An 18,671-nucleotide genomic window follows, 5' to 3' on the forward strand; every position below is an offset into this window, starting at 1 on the left:
ATGCTGGTGTCGTACGCGGTGTTCATGGCGATCTGGACGGCGGTCGCGCGTCACGCGTCCGTCACCGGCGGCGTGATGCCGCGGCCCGGCGCCGACTTCTCGGTGTTCTGGTCCGCGTCGTACGTCATGCTGCACGGCGCGCCGTCGCACGCGTACGATTTTTCCGCCTTCTCGCGGCTGACGGCCGCGCTGTTCCCGCACCTTCCGCGCGACGTCTTCGCGCCGTGGCTGTACCCGCCCACCTATCTGCTGCTCGTGACGCCGCTGGCGCTGCTGCCGTTCGCGCTCGGGTATCCGCTGTTCGTCGCGTTCGGCGTGTCGATGCTCGGCCTCGCCGCGTGGCGCGTATCCGGCCTCCGCGCGATTCCCGGCGCATCGCGCGCCGGCGCCTTCGCGCTGATCGCCGCGCCGTGCGTGTTCGTCACCGCGACGCTCGGGCAGAACGCGTGCCTGACCGCATCGTGTGCGGCGCTCGCCGTTCATTGGGCCGACCGGCGACCGCTGTGGGCCGGCCTCTGCATCGCGCTGCTGTCGGTCAAGCCGCAGATGGCGCTGCTGTTCCCGTTCGTGCTGGTCGCCGTGCGCGCATGGCGCACGATCATGTGGGCCGCGCTCGCGACCGGCGCATTCGTCGCATCGAGCGTGCTCGTCTGCGGCGTCGCGTCGCTGCGCCTGTTCGTCGCGAGCGCCGGCCTCGTCCGCTCGATCATCCTCGAGCATGGCGTCGGGTTCTGGCTCGCGTCGCCGACGCCGTTCGCGGCGCTCCGCCTCGCGGGCGTGCCGCTCGGCGCCGCGTATGTCGCCCATGCCGGCATCGCGGCGATCGCGATCGCCGCGGCCTGCGTCGTCTGGACGCAATCGCGCGACACCCGCGTGCGCGCGGCCGTACTGGCGGTCGCGACGCTCGTGGCGAACCCGTACGTGTGGCACTACGAGCTCTCGTGGCTCGCGATCGCGATCGCCTGCATGCTGTCGATCGGCTGGCGCGACGGCTGGCTGCGCGGCGAACAGGCGGCGATCGCGCTGATGTGGGCACTGCCGATCGCCGAATACCTGAACCCGTGGCTGCAGTTGCCGCAGATCGGCCCGGCCGTGACGCTCTTCGCGCTATTGATGCTGCTGCGCCGCGCGCGGCACGACGCGCGCAACACTCACAGCGCAAGCCGCGGCGGCACGTACACGCCGTAATACGGCCCGACGCCGGTCGCGACGCCGGTCATCTTGACGCCGGCGACGAAGTGCCCCTGGATGTACTTGTAGCTGCCGCCCAGCGCCACGTCGATGCGGAACGCGGCGAACGCGACGATCGGCACGGTGGTGCTGCTCGACGTCTGCGTGACGACCGGCAGCACGACCGTCGTGCCGACCGGCACCGCCGTGTAGAGCGTCGCTTTCACGCCGGTCGCGAGATTGATGCTGTCGCCGATATTGAGCGTGGTCGGGTTGCCGGTCACCATCAGGCCGCCCATCGTCGTCGTGTCGGTCGCGGTCGACTGGAACGACGTCCACTGGCCGCCCATGCACAGCGCGCCATACGTCTGGCCGTTCGTGATCGAAAACTCGTACGGCAAGCCCGTCAGCGGATTGATCAGCGGCTGGTTGGTCTGCGCGTTCCAGTACTGGTTGTACACGCACTGGTCGATCGCGATCGGAAAGAGCCCGCCCGCCGCGACGCCACCCGGCGCGGCGAGCACCGCGATCGCGGTCGCGCCGCCGGATGCGCCGCGGATGCCCAGCAGCCCGCCGAGCAGCAGCGGGATCGATCCGCCATTGATGCCCGGCGCGCGCGACACGGTCACCTGCACGGCCGGCACGTCGTAGGGGCCCGGCGTGATCGTGGTCGGCTGCATCGACGCCGGCGTGCGCGTCACGTTCCAGTAGCCGGTCGTCACCGTGCCGGTCGCCAGCGGTGCGCCCGCCGCCGAGTTCAGCGCGATCACGCCGTTCGCCGCCGGCGCGGCCTGCGACCAGTTCAGCGGCCCGCCGGTCGGCGACATCATCGCATCGGCCGCCGCGAGCGCGGCCGCATCCGCGGCATTCTGCAGCTGGTTGCGCACCGTGGCGATCCATGCGATGTCGATCGCCAGCGCGCCGAACGACAGCAGCGGAATCAGGAACATCAGGAAGAACAGCGCGACGGAGCCGCGTTCGCGCGCCGTGCCGCCGGATGGCTTGCCGGCCGCGTCATTCATAGAGCATCACCGAGCTGGCCGTGAGCGTCACCGGGCCGGTCAGCGCGCTGAATGCCGAACCGAGCACCATCCCGGAATACGTGTAGGTCACCGTGACCGTCAGCGCGGTGCCCGCCGTCGTGCCATTCGCCTGCGTCACGGTCACGGTCGGCGTCGTCGGCGTGCCGCCGGTGATCAGGCTGTTCTGCGTATAGCTGAGCGCGACGTTGGCGATCTGCGTCGGGGTCAGCATCGGCACGCGCAGCACGACACCGGCGCGCGCGGCTTCGCGGCTCGCGTTCGTGATCACGGCCTTGTCGCACAGCAGCAGGCTCACGTCGATGATGCCGATCAGCACCATCAGCAGGAACGGCAGCATCAAGACGAACTCGAGGGATACGACGCCGCGCGCGTGGCGGCCGCGCATCGCCGCGCGTGTCATTTTGCGGCCCCCGCGGCGGGTGGCACCGTACGCGGCTCGAGCGCGGCGCCCTTCAACGGCCGCGCCGCATCGGCGACCGGGCGCGCCGCGAGCTGCGCACGCACCGCCTGGTACACGCGCAGATTGTCGGCCACCGCCGACGCCGGCAGATCCGCGGACAGCAGCTTCTTCGCCGAATCGGTGTTGCCGAGCACGCCATACGCGAACGCGAGATTCTGGCGCGCCTGCCACGGCGCATCGGGCAGCCCGGCCACGTCGAGCAGCACGTTCACGCCCTCGCGCGGACGATTGCTCAGCACGAGCGACAGCCCGAGGTCGACGCGCAGCCCCTGCGCGTCGGGATGGGCGCGGAGCGCGTCCCGGTACACGGCCTGCGCGTCCTCGTGGCGGCCCTGCAGGTCGAGCACCGTGCCGAGCCCTTCCGCCGCAAGCGGAAGGTTCGGCTGGGCGGCGAGCAAGTCGCGATAGCGGCTGGCGGCCTCGTCGAGCCGCCGCTGCCGCAACGCGACGCGCGCGAGCCCGACCTGCGGCCCGAGTTCCGCGGGCGCCTGCTGCCGCGCCTGCTCGTAGAGCACGCGTGCGCGCTCCAGATCGCCGGCGCGGTAGTTGACGTCGGCGAGCCCCAGTTGCGCCGCGAGCGAGTCGGGATGCCGGGCGAGCACCTTGCCGTACAGCGTCGACGCGAGATCGACGTTGCCGCCGACCAGCGCGCTGTCGGCAATGCGCAATTCGGCCTGCGGGTCGTCGCTCTTGTGCGACAGCGCCGGCCGCGTCTGGATGCCCGGCGCGCAGCCGCCGGCCAGCAGCGGCAGCACGGCCGCGAATGCGAACGCGAACGCGCGTCGCGCGGAGCCTTTCATTTGAACACCTCGAGCAGACGAATGGCCGCCGGGCCTGCCGCGATCAGCCCGACCGTCGGCAGGATGAACAGCATCATCGGCAGCGTGATCTTCGGCGCGAGCTTCGCGGCCTGTTCCTCGAGCGCGACGATCTGCTCGGTGCGCTCGCTGCGCGACAGCGTTCGCAGCGCCTGCGTGATCGGCGTGCCGAACCGCTGCGATTGCGTGAGCGTCGTGGCGAGCGAGCGCGCCGACGGGAAATCGACGCGGAGCGCGAAATGCGCGAGCGCTTCGGACACGTTGCCGCTCAGCGTCAGCTCGTCCGCGCAGACCGTCAGCTCGTCGGCGAGCGGCGGGCAGATGCGCTCGAGTTCGCGTGCGACGCGCCGCACGCCCGACACGAGGCTGTTGCCGGCCATCGTGCAGATCACGAGCAGGTCGAGCGCATCCGGAAAGCATGCGGCGATGATGCGCCGGCGCCGCCGGATCATCGCGCCGAGCACGTATTCCGGCACGATCACGCCGATCACGAACGCGGCGATCATCGCGACCGCCCGGATCACGAAGTATTCGCCGAAGCGCGGAATATACGGGCTGAACACGATCGCGACGCCGGCGAACAGCACGCCGCAGCTGAGCTTGATGCCGATCATCGACGACACCGCGCGCCGTTCGCGAAAGCCCGCGCGCGTCAGTTGCAGCCCGAGCTTCACGCGCTGCATCGGATCGAGCACGGGCAGCCGCTCGCCGAGCTGCGCGAGCCGTCGCGTCAGATCCTGACGTACGTCGCCCGGCTGCAGACGCCCGCCTCCCAGCGACGGCGGCCGCTGCCCGGCGGCCTGCTGCACGCGCACGGCGATCCGCTTGCGCGTGCCGCCGCCCGGCGTCGCGAGCGCCGCCGCGACGCACGCGATCAGCAGCAACAGTTCGAGGCCGCGGGCGGCCAGCATCGACATCGTCATCGCGCGGTATCCAGTTTCGAAATCTTGTGAATCGCCAGCAGGCCGATCGTCAGCAGCCCCGCCGCGATCGTCAGCATCACGCGGCCGGCATGCGTGTCGAACAACAGCATCACGTACGCGCGGTTCACGAGGAACAGCGCGCCGATCATCACGAACGGCACCGCCGAGATGATCTTCGTCGTGATCCGCCCTTCGGCCGTCAGCGCGCGTGTCTTCAGGCGGATGTCGCGACGCGTGCGGATGATGCTCGACAGCTCGTCGAGCGTCTCGCCGAGGCTGCCGCCGGTCTCGCGCTGCAGCAGCAGGTAGACGGTGAAGAACGAGAAGTCCGCGATCATCAGCCGGTCCGCCGCGTGCGTCAGCACGTCCTTCAGATCCGCGCCGACGCGCAGGCTGTCGCCCATCGTGCGGAAGGTCGAGCGCACCGGCTCGGCCGCGCTGTCGCCGACCGTGCTGATCGCCTGCGTGACCGGAATGCCCGCGCGCACCGCCCGCACGATCAGGTCGATCGCGTCGGGGAACGCCTCCAGAAAGCGCAGCCGGAAACGCTCGACCAGCATGCGGTAGCTCGCGCGCATCGCAATCAGCGGCAGTCCGACGTAAATCGCCGGATGCACGACGCTCGGCAGCGCGACGAGCTTCACCGCGACGATCCCGGCGATCGCGCCGGCGATCGTGCTCGCGACGACGATCCGCAGCCCTCGCTCGCCGCCGACCGCGCGCACGCGCGTCACGTAGCGCTGCATCCACGCACGTACGCGGGTTTGCCGGCGCGGCAGGTTGAACAGCGCGACACCGGATCCGGCGGCCTCGCCGGCGTCCCGGCCCGCGAGCGCGGGTGCAAGGCGCTGCAGCCGCGCGCGAATGCGCTGCTCCGGCGTATGGCGCGCACGCTCGAGCAACGCGGACAGCCCGAGGCCCGCCGCGAGGATCGCGACGAACGCGCCGAGCGTGAAGAGATCGGCAGCCCTCATTGCCGGAATACCTCGGAGAGCACATCCTCGACGCCGTAGTACGCGGCGCGCGGCGCGAACGCGGGCCGCAGCGACGACGCCTCGAACACGCCCTTCACCGCGTCGCGCGTCGTGTCGCCTTCCTGGCGGAACGCGAACAGGTCCTGCGTGATCACCACCTCGCCTTCCATCCCGACGATCTCGGTGATCCGCGTCACGCGGCGCACGCCGTCGCGCATCCGCTCGACCTGCACGAACAGGTGCACGGCGCTCGCGATCTGACGCCGGATCGACAGCAGCTGCAGGTTCGCGTTCGCCATCATGACCATGCTTTCGAGCCGGCTGATCGCGTCGCGCGGCGAGTTCGCGTGGATCGTCGTCATCGAGCCGTCGTGGCCCGTGTTCATGGCCTGCAGCACGTCGAACGCCTCCGCACCGCGGATTTCGCCGAGGATGATGCGGTCCGGCCGCATCCGCAGCGCGTTGCGCACGAGATCGCGCTGCGAGATGCCGCCGAGCCCTTCCGTATTCTCCGGGCGGGTCTCGAGGCTCACCACGTGCGGCTGCAGCAGTTGCAGCTCGGCCGCGTCCTCGATCGTCACGATCCGTTCGTGCTCCTCGATGTGCTGCGACAGCGCGTTGAGCAGCGTCGTCTTGCCCGACCCGGTGCCGCCCGAGATCACGATGTTCAGCCGGCATGCGCACGCGATCTTCAGGACCTGAAGCATCCCGTGCGAGATGTTGCCCTGATGCGCCATCCGCGCGAGCGTGATGTCGCGCTTCGCGAACTTGCGGATCGAGATCGACGCGCCGCGCATCGCGATCGGCGGCAGCACCACGTTCACGCGGCTGCCGTCGGCAAGCCGCGCATCGACCATCGGGCTGCTCTCGTCGACGCGGCGTCCGACCGCCGCCGCGATCCGCTGCGCGACGCTCGTTACGTGCGCGTTGTCGCGAAACTTCAGCGACGTGAGCTCGAGCCGGCCCGCGCGCTCGACGTACACCTGGTCGGGACCGTTGACGAGAATGTCGGACACGGTGTCGTCGGCGAGCAGCGGCTCGATCGGCCCGACGCCGAACATGTCGTTCAGGATCGCGTCGACGATCAGCACCTGCTCGCCCGCGGTGATCTTCAGGCGCTCGCGCTCGACCGTGTGCGCGGCCACCTGCTCGATGCCCGCGCGCACTTCGTCGCGCGTCTTCATCAATGCGGCCGACATGTTCATCGACGCGAACACCGCGGTGCGGATCGCATCGAACTTGCCGGAACGGATGAGGGCCTCCTGCGTATCGGCCGTCGCCGCCGCGCGCGCGGCTGCGGATGCGGCGGATGCGGACGTGGACAGCGACGCCGGCACCGGGCTCGCGGCCGGCGCGGGCGCGTCGTCGCGCGGCGCGGTACGGGAGCCCGCCGGCGCGGGGTCCGGCGTCCGCCGCTTGCGGGTACCGAACGTCACGATCCCTTCCTCCATTTGACGAAGCGCGCATACCACGGCTCGGCGACGACCATCGATTCGCCGGTGATGCCGTTCGCGAGCAGCCGGATCTCGTCGAGGAAGCCGCTCCGTTTCGCGCCTTCGATCGGCTCGCCGAGGTTCTCGGCGATCGCGAGCGACTGCGCGTCGTGCGGCAGCTCGCTCAGCCGCACACCGCCGAACGCGTCCTCGAAATCGGACTGCGCGACGCGCCCCTTGACCGGCTCGAGCGGATTGTTCAGCACCATCGACAGCATCCGTTCGCCCGGCATTTCCTTCACGAAGCGCGCGAGCCGCGCGGCTTCGTACGCGGCGTGCACCGACCGATCGGCGACGATATAGACGAGATCGGACGCCGTCAGCGCATCCTCGAACAACTTGCCGGCACGCACGCCCACGTCGAACAGCACGTAATGGAAGCGGTCCTTCAGCATGTCGACGAGCTGCGCGATCGCATCGTCGCGCAGCAACGCGTCCTCGCCATAGGCGAGTTCGGCGGACAGCACGTGCAGGCGGTCGCCCTTCGTGACGAACATGCGGTCGAACAGCGCGTCGTCGGGCCGCAGTTCCATGTTCAGCAATTCGATCAGCCCGTTGTTGCTCGACAGCCCAAGCATCGAGTTCGCGCCGCCGCCGTGCAGGTTCAGGTCGACGTAGGCGACGCGCCGCCGCTTCTCGCCCGCCAGGCAGCGCGCGAGGCTGACCGCGATCGTCGTCGTACCGACGCCGCCGCGCGCGCCGACGAAGCTGACGATCTTGCCGGTGCGCACCTGCACGACCGCCTCGGTCGTCGTCAGCGCGCGCCGCATCAGCTCGACGGTCAGCGGCTTCACGATGTAGTCCTGCACGCCGATGCCGAGCAGGTTGCGGAACAGCCCGACGTCGTTCTGCGTACCGATCGCGACGACCCGCACCGACGGATCGCACACGTCCGCGAGCCGCATCAGGTCCGACACCGGCAGCACCGAATCCGACACGTCGACGATCAACTGGCGCGGCGAGCGCTCGTGCTGCTGCAGCAGCCGGATCGCGTCGTCGCAGTTGCCCGGCTGCACGTGGGCGCGCGTGATCGACAGGTCCTGCGCGACGCGGCGGATCACATCCTCGCTGCCGGCGTCGGACACGACCGCGATGAGGTCCGCCGCACCGGCTGCGGCGGCGTGCTTGGCGTTCTGGCGGTCGAGGACGTTCATGGGCGGCATCGCGATCGCATCGGAAGGGGGTCAATGGCCGGGCGAGCCGGTCGTCGTCAGCGTCTTGCCCGGCGCGGGCTGCTTCACGCGATCCTCGACGTAGCGGCGCACCGCGTCGGCCGCGACCTGCGCATCGGCGCCGCCGTACGGCACGGGCGCGACGAGGTCTTCCGGCCGCGCGAGCATCGTCGCGAGATTCGTGTAGGTCGCGCAGCCGAACGGCACGCCGGGCCGCCCGAAGCCGGCGTCGACGAGCTGCGACGGCTGCATCAGCTTCGCGCAGTCGGGCGGCACCGCACGGACGCCGTCGAAGCCGATCGCGCGCGCATCGGGCAGGTTGATCGGCGGAGGCGTCGACAGGCAGGCCGCGAGCGCCAACGGCAACGGCGCGGTGAACAGGGTTCGAAGTCGCATGCGTGCTCCTCCGGTCAGTACACGAAGCCCGCGGCGCCGACGAGACGCGGCGTGTCGCCGGTCAGCAGGTCGAGCCCGAGGTTGCGCTGGATCGCGAACTCGAGGTCGCTGCTCGGCCGCGCGACGGTGTCGAGCGCCTGCTCGAGCTGGCCGGGCCCGGTCGGCTGCACGATGTACGGCGTCACGATCACGACGACCTCGGTCTTGTTGTCCTGGAAGTTCTTCGACGAAAACAGCCGGCCGATGATCGGCAGCCGGCCGAGCCCCGGGATCTGCGACACGGTATTGGCCGTCTGGCTCTGCAGCAGCCCGCCGATCGCGAAGCTCTGCCCGCTCGACAGCTCGACCGTCGTCTCCACGCGCCGCACGGAGAGCCCCGGCACCGTGACGCCGCCGGTCGTCACGCTGTTGTTCGGATCGACCTCGCTCACCTCCGGGCGCACCTTCAGGCTGATCCGGTTGTCGGCGAGCACGGTCGGCGTGAAGTCGAGCGATACGCCGAACGGCTTGAATTCGACCGTGATCGCGCCGGTCGTGTTGCCGGCCTGCGCGACCGGAATCGGGATCTCGCCGCCCGCGAGGAAGCTCGCGGTCTGACCGGACATCGCGGTGAGGTTCGGCTCCGCGAGCATCGTGATCAGCCCTTCCTGATCGAGCGCGTCGAGCACGACGTCGATCGACCAGCGCCCCGTATGGAAGCCGCCCACCACCGAATACGCGCCCGTCGGCGACAGGTTGAACAACCGGTTCGTCGAATCGAACAACGTGCGCCCGTTGAACAGCCCGCCGATGAAGTTGCCGGCCGCGCCGAGCGAACTCCAGTTGATGCCGAGCTGCTGCGTGATGTTGCGGCTCACTTCCGTCACGCGCACGCGCAGGTTCACCTGGATCGGGCGCGACAGCGTGAGCCGGTTGACGATCTTTTCCTTGTCGTTCACATACGGCGCGAGCGACTGCATCACGGCGTCCGCGTCCGCCGCGCTCGGCACCTTGCCCGACACCATCAGCGAGCCCGGCGCGCCGGACACCGCCAGCTTCAATTGCGGAAAGCGGCCGTCGAGCACCGTCTGCAGCGACGCGGTGTCGACCTGCACGATCACGGTCCGGCGCAGGATCGGCCGATGATTCGCGCCGAGCGCGATCAGCGTGGTCGTGCCGGCCTTCTTGCCGAACACGAACACGGTGCGCGGCGACGGCACCTGGATGTCGGCGATGCCCGGGTCCGCGACGAACATCGCGGTCGCCGGTTCCGGCAGCGACAGCATCTCGCCCTTGCCGGTCGCGATCGACAACGCCGCGCCGGCGTCCGCCGCGTGCGCGCGCTGCGCGAACGCGACGTCCGGCGCGACGAGCGCGGCCAGGCACCAGAAAGCGATCCAACGAACCATGCGCACCATGCGTGTTCCCGTCAAATGCCGGCCGCCGGGCGGCCGGTTCCGAATCGACACCTCGACACCTCGTCCTCGCGTCACTGCGCGACCGCCGCCCGCGGCACTTGCGCCGTCGTGTCGGCGGCCGCATTGCCCATCGCGGGCGCCGCCGGCGCAACCGGCGTGCCCGGCCAGCCGGACGGCAGCGGCGGGATGCCCGGCATGCCGACGCCACCGACGCCGGTGCCACGCGAGCCGTCGTCCACCGACGAGCCGCGATAGATCACGACCGTGTTGCCCTGCGGTGCCGCCCGCATGCCCGTGTCGGGCTTCGCGGACGACGAACGCGTCGCGTCCCGGAACGCGCGCGATACGTCGCCGGCCCACACCGGCGGCGTATCGGGCTCCTGTTCGTCGCCGCCCGCGGCCTGGCGGCGATCGCTCGTCGCGAAGCTGCGCAGCGCGAGCGACAGCGAACCGAGGCGCGTCGCGACCAGCACGACCTGCGCGGTGCGCGGCGCGACCTCGAGCGTGACCGTGCGCGCGCGCACCGGGGCGTCGGGCGCGCTCGCGGCCGTCTTCGCACGCTGGAATTCCGAGCCGACCGCGAGCACGCGCGCGCGGCGCACGACCGTCTCGGCTTCGAACGTGCCGGGCGTCGTCGCGGAACCGCCGATCTGCTGCGTGAGCACGACGTCGACGAAGTCGCCCGGCTGGATCAGCCCCGCGTTGCCCGACACGTCGTCGACCGGCACCGAGATCGCGCGCATGCCGGGTTGCAGCGCGGCCGCGAGAAAATCCGGCGCGCCGGCCGGGATCACGTTGTCCGCGCGAATCGGCGCACCGGCGTCCACGCGGTTGCGCAGCAGCGCGCCCTTGAGGTCCGCGCCCGGCTGCGACTCGACGAATGCGCCGGCCGGCACCTGCGCGCGCGGCATGCGCTTCCACGCGAGATCGTTGTCGCGCAGCAGCAGCCCTTCGGGCAGGTCGGCCGCCGCGACGCGCACGTCGACGTCGCTCGCCGCGCCGGGCGCCGACGGCGTCGACGCGGCGACATAGAGCTGGCGCAAGAGGAACGCACCGATGGCGGCAGCGATGATCAGCACGGCCATTCTCAGGGGTTTGGGCATGGCGGCGTGCGTCCCCGCTAGGTGAGCGAAACCGCGTGAGGAAACGGCGCCCAGACGGCCAGTGCGCCGCCGAGCGAGAGCGCGATGCCGTACGGCACGCCACGCGTGTCGATCGCGCGCGCCGGCGCGATGCGGCGACGCCGCCACGCAACGGCCGCGAGCATCGCGAGGCCGCATGCGACGCCGCTCGCCCCGACGATCGTCAACACCGGGAACGCGAGCGTCGGGCCGGCCCACAGGAAGACGGCCGCCGCCAGCTTCACGTCGCCGCCGCCGATCCAGCCGGCGTGACGCAGTCCGGCGAACAGCAGCAGCATCGCCGCGGCGGTCGCGACGTGAGCGGCGAGCTGCGCGAGCCCTTCGCGTGCGAGCGCGGCCGCGACGAAATACAGCATCGCGAACGCGAGTACCGGGCGGTTCGACAGGCGCCGCGTGCGCACGTCCTGCAGCACGAGCGACATCAGCACGAGCGTCGCCGCCGACTGTACGAGATAGAGCATCGGAGAGCCGTCCGTCGGCGCGCCCCGGCTGGATACGTCGTACCGCTGCGGATCCGTGTATTCGTCGGCGGCGCGCGGGTTCAGGGGGATCAGATCAGCGCCGTGACCTTGTTGATCAGCGACGTGAACACGGCCGGCAGGCCGCCGGTGTTGCTGCTCAGGATCACCCCGACCGCAGCCAGCGCGACGACGACGATGCCGGCGAGGACCGCGTATTCGAGCGAGCTGACGCCGCGTTCATCGCGCAGCAGGGATTTGACGTAGTGCAGCATGACAACCTCCGTGTGACGGGGTCGTTGATCGACCGTTGAATGTAAAGACGCGGCGTTGCTTCGGTGGCGTTCACTGCGTTTCGCCCATTCATGACTCATGCGGCAGGCCTGGCAACGGGCCGTTCGCATCCCCCGGAATCCCTTCGATCGCTGCAACGCGAGTTCAGCGGCAATGGAATCCGCCATTACCCGCGCTCGCTTGTTGCCTGACCGCATCGACACGATACGGATCAAGCCGGTTCGTCTAGGGTATAGACAATTTTTTTGGCGTTTTCAAATAATTTAGCGTCGAAATGTATTTATGGAAAAGCCCGTTCACAAGTGAATCGAGATCCCGGCAGTCGGCGTATTATCGTGCCTCCGCATTATGTGGTCGCTATCCACTTTAATAGTCTTACGGTGTCGGGCGGAATGATTTTCCGAATCGCACACAATTTACGCATTTGTTCAATTTTCGATTGCCGGGCAGTCCTCTTTATTGCCCGGGTATCGAATTCCGACAGCCGCCCGGCGTCGCGCGAAACGCGTTCCGCGAGCGTGCCGGTCGACGCCATGCGCGCCTCCGCACCGTCCATGCTTCGAGCGCGTCGGCGGCTTCCGGTCAACGGCGATCGCGCGGCTCCGCCCCGCCGAGCGAGCGCAGCGGAGACGGGCGGATGCCGAGGCGGGCCACGCCGAGATCGGCCCCGCTCATCGACGTGTGCTCGAACCGCTGGAACGACTCGGTGATGTGCTTGCGCAGCAGCGCGACGTCCCATGGCTTGATCAGCACCTTCTGAACGGACCCGTTGCCGGACGCGTCCGCGATCGACGCGCCGTCGCCGTAGCTGGACAGCAGGATGCGCACGATGTCCGGGTACAGCGCCTTGACACGCTGCAGCAGGTCGAGCCCGGACACGCTCGGCATCCGGAAGTCCGACACGATCACGCCGACGCGATGCTGCGCGAGCAGGTCGAGCGCCTCGTCGGGATCGGTGGTGGCGAGGATCTCGTAGCCGTCGCGGCCGAGCGCCTGCCTGAGCATCTGCAGGACCGCGCGGTCGTCGTCCACCAGCAGCAGCGTACGGTGCAGCAGTTCGCGCTGCCGGCAGTGCTCGGGCAACTCCGAGCCGGCGGACAACATGTCGGCGATCTCGTCACCGGTGACCGGATGGCTGAAGTAGTAGCCCTGCATCGCATGGCAGCGATGCCGGTTCAGGAACGACAGCTGGGCCTCCGTCTCCACGCCCTCGGCCACCGTCTCCATGTGCAGCGACTCGGCCATCGCGATGATCGAGCGCGTCAACGACGCACCTTCCGCGCTGGTGGTGACGTCGCTGAGGAACGAACGATCGATCTTGACGACGTCGATCGGCAAGTCCTTCAGGTACGACAAGCTCGAATAGCCGGTGCCGAAATCGTCCAGCGACAGCACGACGCCGAGCGCCTTCAGTTCGCGCAGCGTATGCGCGATCGCATTGGAGTCCTCCATCAGCACGCTTTCGGTCAGCTCGAGTTCGAGAGAGTCGGGCTCGAGACCGGTTTCCGCGAGCGCTGTGCGCACCAGGTGGGCCACGTCCTGCTGCCGGAACTGGCGCGCGGACAGGTTGACGGCGATCCGGATCGGCGGATGCCCTTCCCGGCGCCACGCGACGGCCTGTGCGCACGCGGTGCGCAACACCCACTCTCCGATCGGCAGAATCAGCCCGGTTTCTTCGGCGATCGGGATGAAGCGGTCGGGTGGAATCACGCCGATGCCCGGACGTCGCCAGCGAATCAGCGCCTCGACGCCGCTGATCTGGCCGGTCTTGAGATCGACCTTCGGCTGGTAGTACAGCTCGAGTTCACCGTTCGCGACGGCCTGATGCAGCGCGTTTTCGAGGATGGTCTGCTCTTCGACGCGCGCGCCCAGTTCACGCGTATAGAAGCTGTAGCAATTGCGCCCGTGTTCCTTCGCGCAATACAGCGCGGCATCGGCCGTCTTCAGCAGCGTCTCCGCGTCGGTCCCGTCGGTCGGGTAAAGGCTGACGCCGACGCTGGTCGTCACGTGCAGGTCGTGGCCGTCGAGCACGAACGGCGCAATGAAGGTGTCCAGGATCTTGCGGGCGATCGTGTCCGCGTCCGACGCCGTCGCGAGATTGACCAACATCACGACGAACTCGTCTCCGCCGAGCCGCGCGACCGTGTCGCCGTCGCGCACCGAACTCTTCAGGCGCGCGGCGACGACCCGCAGCAGCCCGTCGCCGGCCGAGTGACCGAAGCTGTCGTTGATGTGCTTGAAGCGGTCCAGGTCGAGCACCATCACCGCGATCAGCTGCCCGGTGCGCCGCGCCTGCGACATCGCCTGCTCCATCCGGTCGCCGAGCAGGTTGCGGTTCGGCAGGCCTGTCAGCGCGTCGTGATTGGCGAGGTATTCGATACGCCCCTGCTGCATCTTGCGTTCGGTGATGTCCTGCACGATGCCGCGCAGGATGATCGCGTGGTTCGGATCGCGGCCGGACTCCGCCTGGTGCAGCACGCAGCGCTCGGTGCCGTCCGCATGGATCAGCCGATGCTCGATCGAGAACGCGACGCCTTCGGTGCGCAGGCTCGTGTAGGACTGCACAAGGAGCGGCTGCTCGTCTGGCGGCACGGCCTGCACGAGGCGCTCGAACGTCGGCGGCGTGTGGGCGGCGTCGAGCCCGAGAATCCGGTACAGCTCCGGCGACCAGTAGCCGTCCGTCCGCCCGGCCTGGTATTCCCAGTTGCCGAGGTGCGCGAGCGCCTGCGCATGCGTGAGGCTGACCTCGGTCGTCGCCAGCTTTTCGACCGCCGCGGCCGCGCGCAACAGATAGCGGACCCGATACCCGAGCAGTTTCCACCGCATCGGCTTGGACACGAAGTCGGTCGCGCCGGCGTCGAACGCGCTGGCGATCGATGCGTCGTCGTCGTTGCCCGTGAGCATGACGATCGGCACGCGGCGGCCCTCGGGCAACGCGCGCAATGCGCGGCAACAGTCGAATCCGTCGCCGCCGGGCATTTCGACGTCGAGCAGCACGACGACCGGACGATGACGCAGGAACGCGTCGATGCCTTCCTGCGGCCCCGTCGCTTCCTCGACGCGAAAGCCTTCCGGTTCGAGCGTCTCCACGACCAGCAGGCGCGTCATGGCGTCGTCGTCGATGATCAGAATCGCCGGCACATCGGCATGTTCCTGGTTCACGAGCATCCTCCTGTTTTGCCGCCGCGCAATCGCCATGGCGATCGGCCGGCCCGGCGTCCGTTCAACCTTCGACGCGCTCCGCGATCAGCGCCGCGTGCGCGTGCCCGAATTCCGCGTCCGTGCCGGCGACCAGCTCCACCGCCGCGCCGACGTCGGCTGCGCGCGCCAGCTGCTCGATCGCGCGACAACGCGCCGACAGCAGGTGCGCGCCGACGTTCGCGCTGCTCGATTTCAGCGTATGGGCGGCCAGCTTCAGCGCATCGGCGTCGCCCGCTTCGACCGCCGCATGCATGTCGCGGATCAGCCGCGGCGCGTCCGCCGCGAATTGATCGATGATCCGCGTCAGGACATCCGGGCGGCCCGGCCGCTGAAGCGCGCGCAATGCATCGAGCGCCTTCTGGTCGATCACGCTGGCGTCGTCGTCCGGATCGGGGGCCGCGCCACCGCCCGCTTCCGGACGCGTATCGATGTCGGCGCCCGTCGTCGCCGCATCGCTTCCGGTTACCGGCGCGCACGCCGCGCCGCCGACATGGCGCGCGAGCATCTGCAGCAGCACATCGCGGCGAAACGGCTTGCCGAGATAGTCGTCCATCCCGGCGGCCAGGCAGCGCTCGCGGTCGCCGCTGAGCGCATTGGCCGTCAGTGCGATCACCGGCATGCGCGGCGCGCCGGCTTCGGCTTCGCGACGGCGCAGTTGCCGCGTCGCCTCGAAGCCGTCGAGCTTCGGCATCTGGCAGTCCATCAGGACGACGTCGAAACCGTCGTCCGCCAGCCGCTGCAGCGCCTGCTCGCCGTCGTCGGCCACGTCGACCTGATAAGCGGTGTCCTCCAGCATCGCGAGCGCGATCTGCTGATTCACGACGTTGTCCTCCACCAGCAGCACGCGCGCCGCGATCTCGTCGAGCGGCCGGCGCGGACCCGCGGCGGCGTCGTCGGACACCGGCTCAGCAGACGTCAGCCGCGGCGGCATCACGTGCATCGCCGAGGCGATGGCCGCATGGAGATCGGCGCCATGGAGCGGCTTCGTCAGCCGGGCGGCGATGTCGAGTTCGTGCGCGACCAGCACGCTGTCCATCATCTCGAACGCGGTCAGCGTGATGATCCTGAGCGCACGCAGCGACGGATCGCGGCGGATGTACTGCACGAGCGAGATGCCGTCCATGCCCGGCATCCGCACGTCGACGATCGCGAGATCGAACGGCGCGCCGTCGGCGACCGCCGCGCGCAACTGCGCCAGCGCGTCGTCGCCGCCGATCGCCGTGGCGACGCACAGCTGCCATTCGATCGCATGTTCGAGCAGCACGCTGCGATCGGTTTCGCTGTCGTCCACGATCAGCACCTTCAGGCCGGCGAGCGACGGCCGTGCCTCCGATGCGACGCCGACCTCCCCGGACGCCGGCTCGAACGGGGTCGTCACGGTGAACACCGAGCCCTGGCCGGGCGTCGATTCGAGCGTGAGCGCGCCGCCCATCATCTCGGCCAGCTGCCGGGAAATCACGAGGCCGAGCCCGGTTCCGCCGTATTTGCGCGCGGTCGAGTTGTCGGCCTGCTGGAACGGCCGGAACAACTGCGCGGCCACCTCGGGCGCGATGCCGATGCCGGTGTCGGCGATCGTGAACACGATGCGGCCGTCGTCCGCATACGACACGCTGAGCGCGACGTGCCCGTGCTCGGTGAACTTGATCGCATTGCCCAGCAGGTTCGTGAGCACCTGGCGCAACCGCACCGGGTCGCCGCGCATCCATTCGGGAACGGTGTCGCCGCGCCGGTACACGAGCGCAAGCGCCTTGCGTTGCGCGTTCGGCTCCAGCAGCGCGACGACATCGTCGAGCAATTGATGCAGATTGAAATCGATGCGCTCCAGCGTCAGCTTGCCCGCCTCGATCTTCGAGAAATCCAGAATGTCGTCGATCAGCACGAGCAGCGTCTGCCCGGATCGATACACGGTGTCGACGAACTTGCGCTGCTTCGACGTCAGCCGCGTGCGCTGCAGCAGCTCGGTCATGCCGAGCACGCCGTTCATCGGCGTGCGGATCTCATGGCTCATCCGCGCGAGAAACTCCGATTTCGCCGAATTCGCGGCTTCGGCCGTGGCGATCGCCGCCTGCAAATCGACGTCGCGGCGTTCGATTTCGTCGAGCATCATGTTGAAGCCGGCGACCAGCGCCGCGACTTCGTCGCGGCCTTTGTGCGTCATGCGCAACGACAGGTCGCTGCCGCTGCGAATGCGCGCCATCGTGCGCGTCAGGCGCGACAGCGGCCCGGAGATCGACGCGCCGAGCCGATGACTGATCAGCAGCCCGCCGATCGCGAGCAGGAACGATACGCCCACGATCATCAGGATCGCGGTCGCCACGGCCCGGTAGACGTCCGATACGATGCCGCGCTGCTGAAGGTCGACGCGCACGGCCTCCTGCTCCGTGTAGGCCGCGAGGCGATTGGCCGTCGTATCGACGTCCGCGACGATGCCCTGCATGGCCACGTCGTTGGCCAGCATGTCGGACTTCACCGCGAGGATGCGGCGCGCGGATCCGGCCAGCTCCGTGGTCAGTCCGACGACCTCCTGGGCGCGCTTCACGTTGCCCGGGCCGTCCGCGGCGAGCGCATCGCGCAGTGCGCCGGCGGATGCGGCGAGCGCACCGATGTTCTTGTGCAGCTCGTCGTCGCCGCGCGCCAGACGGTCGTTGCCGTCGCTTTGCGCGATCATCCGCAGGTCGAACGCCAAAGCGCTGATGCCGCCGTTCACGATCGCCGACAGCGACGCGACGCGCGCGGCTCGCCGCCGGAATTCGATCGCCTCGTCGAGACGCTGTCGCGCCTTGACGATCTGCAATGCGAACGGATCCGCGATCTCCGCGAGCTTCGCGTCCAGCGCCTCGAGCGACTGCAGCACACTGCCCTCTTTCGCGCGGTAGCGGGCCGCGACGGACGGCTCGGCGAACATGACGCCGCGCAGCGCGACGAGGCCCTCGTGGCCGTCGAGGATGTCGGCCGCCACGCGCCCGAGTGCGGTCGTCACGCCCTGCGCGGTGGCGGCATCGAGGTTCGGCACCGCGAGCGCGAGCGCATTGCGCGCGCCGTCGATCGACGCCTGCATGCGCTCGCGCAGCGGCGCGAGCCGGTATCGGTTCGGCGCGACGTCGACGCGGCCGGCGACGGTGATGATGTCCTTGACGTTGGTGCGAACCTGGTCGAGCGCATGAATCGTCCGGTTGTATGCGGTGTTGGCCGCGAGCGCGCCGCTCACCGCCGCATCGGCGTCGTTGTCCAGCCGCTCGGTTTCCTTGCCGATCTCGGTCAGCAGCGCGGCGCCCCGCGCCTGCACGCGTTCGATCAGCCGGCGCTCGGCGACCAGTTGCGCCTCGCCGCGCAGGCGCTTGTCGACGCCTTCGTTCATCGACCGGAGCATCGTCCGCAGATCGGTGGACGGTTCGTCGATACCGTGCCGGTCGATCGCGCGCACGGCGGCCGTGATGCCGGCGATCCGCTGCAATTGCGTTTCGATCTGCGACGACGACTGCTGCCGCTCCGATGCGTCCTGTGCGTGCTCGAGCCGGCCGAACTCCACCGCGAGTTCCGCATACGCGCGCTGGAGTTCGTTGCTGCGCACCTGCAGCGGCAGCGATTCCGTCGTCAGCGTGCGCACGCCGGACGCAATGCCGTGCACCGCGATCAGGCTGGTCACCGAAATCGCCACCGCGCCCAGCAGCATCAGGCTGGTACTGGTGACGAGCTTCGCCTTGATGTCCATGCAGCCCTCCAGGATCGG

Annotated in this window: 15 protein-coding genes; 1 reads left to right on the forward strand and 14 read right to left on the reverse strand. The window is 69.4% G+C overall.

Going from position 1 to position 18,671, the window contains the following annotated elements; translation table 11 throughout:
- A complete protein-coding gene (locus tag HWX76_RS30190) occupies positions 1-1,188 on the forward strand; it encodes a glycosyltransferase family 87 protein (RefSeq protein ID WP_124556708.1) in 1,188 nt (395 codons plus the stop codon).
- Here HWX76_RS30190 and HWX76_RS30195 read toward each other — a convergent pair.
- The 14 genes from HWX76_RS30195 to HWX76_RS30260 form a co-directional block, all read right to left on the reverse strand.
- The gene (locus tag HWX76_RS30195; protein WP_176016788.1) at positions 1,152-2,192 is read right to left on the reverse strand and encodes a TadG family pilus assembly protein; all 1,041 of its coding nucleotides are present in this window, start codon (positions 2,190-2,192) and stop codon (positions 1,152-1,154) included. The two genes, HWX76_RS30190 and HWX76_RS30195, sit on opposite strands and share 37 nt — an antisense overlap.
- On the reverse strand, positions 2,185-2,613 hold the full coding sequence (locus tag HWX76_RS30200; RefSeq protein WP_050013717.1) for a TadE family protein: 429 nt from the start codon (positions 2,611-2,613) through the stop codon (positions 2,185-2,187). Before HWX76_RS30200 ends, HWX76_RS30195 begins: the two co-directional genes overlap by 8 nt.
- Positions 2,610-3,473: a tetratricopeptide repeat protein gene (locus HWX76_RS30205; protein WP_050013716.1), complete on the reverse strand. Its 864-nt coding sequence runs from the start codon at positions 3,471-3,473 to the stop codon at positions 2,610-2,612. The genes HWX76_RS30200 and HWX76_RS30205 overlap by 4 nt, the downstream gene beginning before the upstream one ends.
- Entirely contained in the window at positions 3,470-4,414 is a 945-nt protein-coding gene (locus HWX76_RS30210; protein WP_050013715.1) for a type II secretion system F family protein, read from the reverse strand. Before HWX76_RS30210 ends, HWX76_RS30205 begins: the two co-directional genes overlap by 4 nt.
- A complete protein-coding gene (locus HWX76_RS30215) occupies positions 4,411-5,388 on the reverse strand; it encodes a type II secretion system F family protein (protein WP_176016789.1) in 978 nt (325 codons plus the stop codon). The genes HWX76_RS30210 and HWX76_RS30215 overlap by 4 nt, the downstream gene beginning before the upstream one ends.
- Complete coding sequence (locus HWX76_RS30220) at positions 5,385-6,824, reverse strand: CpaF family protein (RefSeq protein ID WP_050013786.1); 1,440 nt, start codon at positions 6,822-6,824, stop codon at positions 5,385-5,387. The genes HWX76_RS30215 and HWX76_RS30220 overlap by 4 nt, the downstream gene beginning before the upstream one ends.
- Positions 6,821-8,044 (reverse strand): AAA family ATPase, encoded by a 1,224-nt coding sequence (locus tag HWX76_RS30225; RefSeq protein WP_176016790.1) that lies wholly within the window; start codon positions 8,042-8,044, stop codon positions 6,821-6,823. The genes HWX76_RS30220 and HWX76_RS30225 overlap by 4 nt, the downstream gene beginning before the upstream one ends.
- Positions 8,045-8,065: 21 nt before the next feature.
- Entirely contained in the window at positions 8,066-8,449 is a 384-nt protein-coding gene (locus HWX76_RS30230) for a CpaD family pilus assembly lipoprotein (RefSeq protein WP_050013712.1), read from the reverse strand.
- A 14-nt stretch (positions 8,450-8,463) separates the two neighbouring features.
- Positions 8,464-9,846: a type II and III secretion system protein family protein gene (locus tag HWX76_RS30235; RefSeq protein ID WP_050013711.1), complete on the reverse strand. Its 1,383-nt coding sequence runs from the start codon at positions 9,844-9,846 to the stop codon at positions 8,464-8,466.
- Between the two features lie 71 nt (positions 9,847-9,917).
- Positions 9,918-10,949, reverse strand: coding sequence for a Flp pilus assembly protein CpaB (gene cpaB / locus HWX76_RS30240; protein ID WP_176016791.1), 1,032 nt, complete (start codon positions 10,947-10,949; stop codon positions 9,918-9,920).
- Positions 10,950-10,966: 17 nt separating this feature from the next.
- On the reverse strand, positions 10,967-11,449 hold the full coding sequence (locus HWX76_RS30245) for a prepilin peptidase (protein ID WP_176016792.1): 483 nt from the start codon (positions 11,447-11,449) through the stop codon (positions 10,967-10,969).
- Positions 11,450-11,538: 89 nt separating this feature from the next.
- Positions 11,539-11,721 (reverse strand): Flp family type IVb pilin, encoded by a 183-nt coding sequence (locus HWX76_RS30250; protein ID WP_050013708.1) that lies wholly within the window; start codon positions 11,719-11,721, stop codon positions 11,539-11,541.
- Between the two features lie 601 nt (positions 11,722-12,322).
- Positions 12,323-14,902, reverse strand: coding sequence for an EAL domain-containing protein (locus HWX76_RS30255; RefSeq protein ID WP_124556661.1), 2,580 nt, complete (start codon positions 14,900-14,902; stop codon positions 12,323-12,325).
- A gap of 61 nt (positions 14,903-14,963) precedes the next feature.
- A complete protein-coding gene (locus HWX76_RS30260) occupies positions 14,964-18,653 on the reverse strand; it encodes a response regulator (RefSeq protein ID WP_176016793.1) in 3,690 nt (1,229 codons plus the stop codon).
- Positions 18,654-18,671 lie beyond the last annotated feature (18 nt).

The organism is Burkholderia sp. BCC0398, from assembly GCF_902833245.1.
Classification (GTDB): domain Bacteria; phylum Pseudomonadota; class Gammaproteobacteria; order Burkholderiales; family Burkholderiaceae; genus Burkholderia; species Burkholderia sola.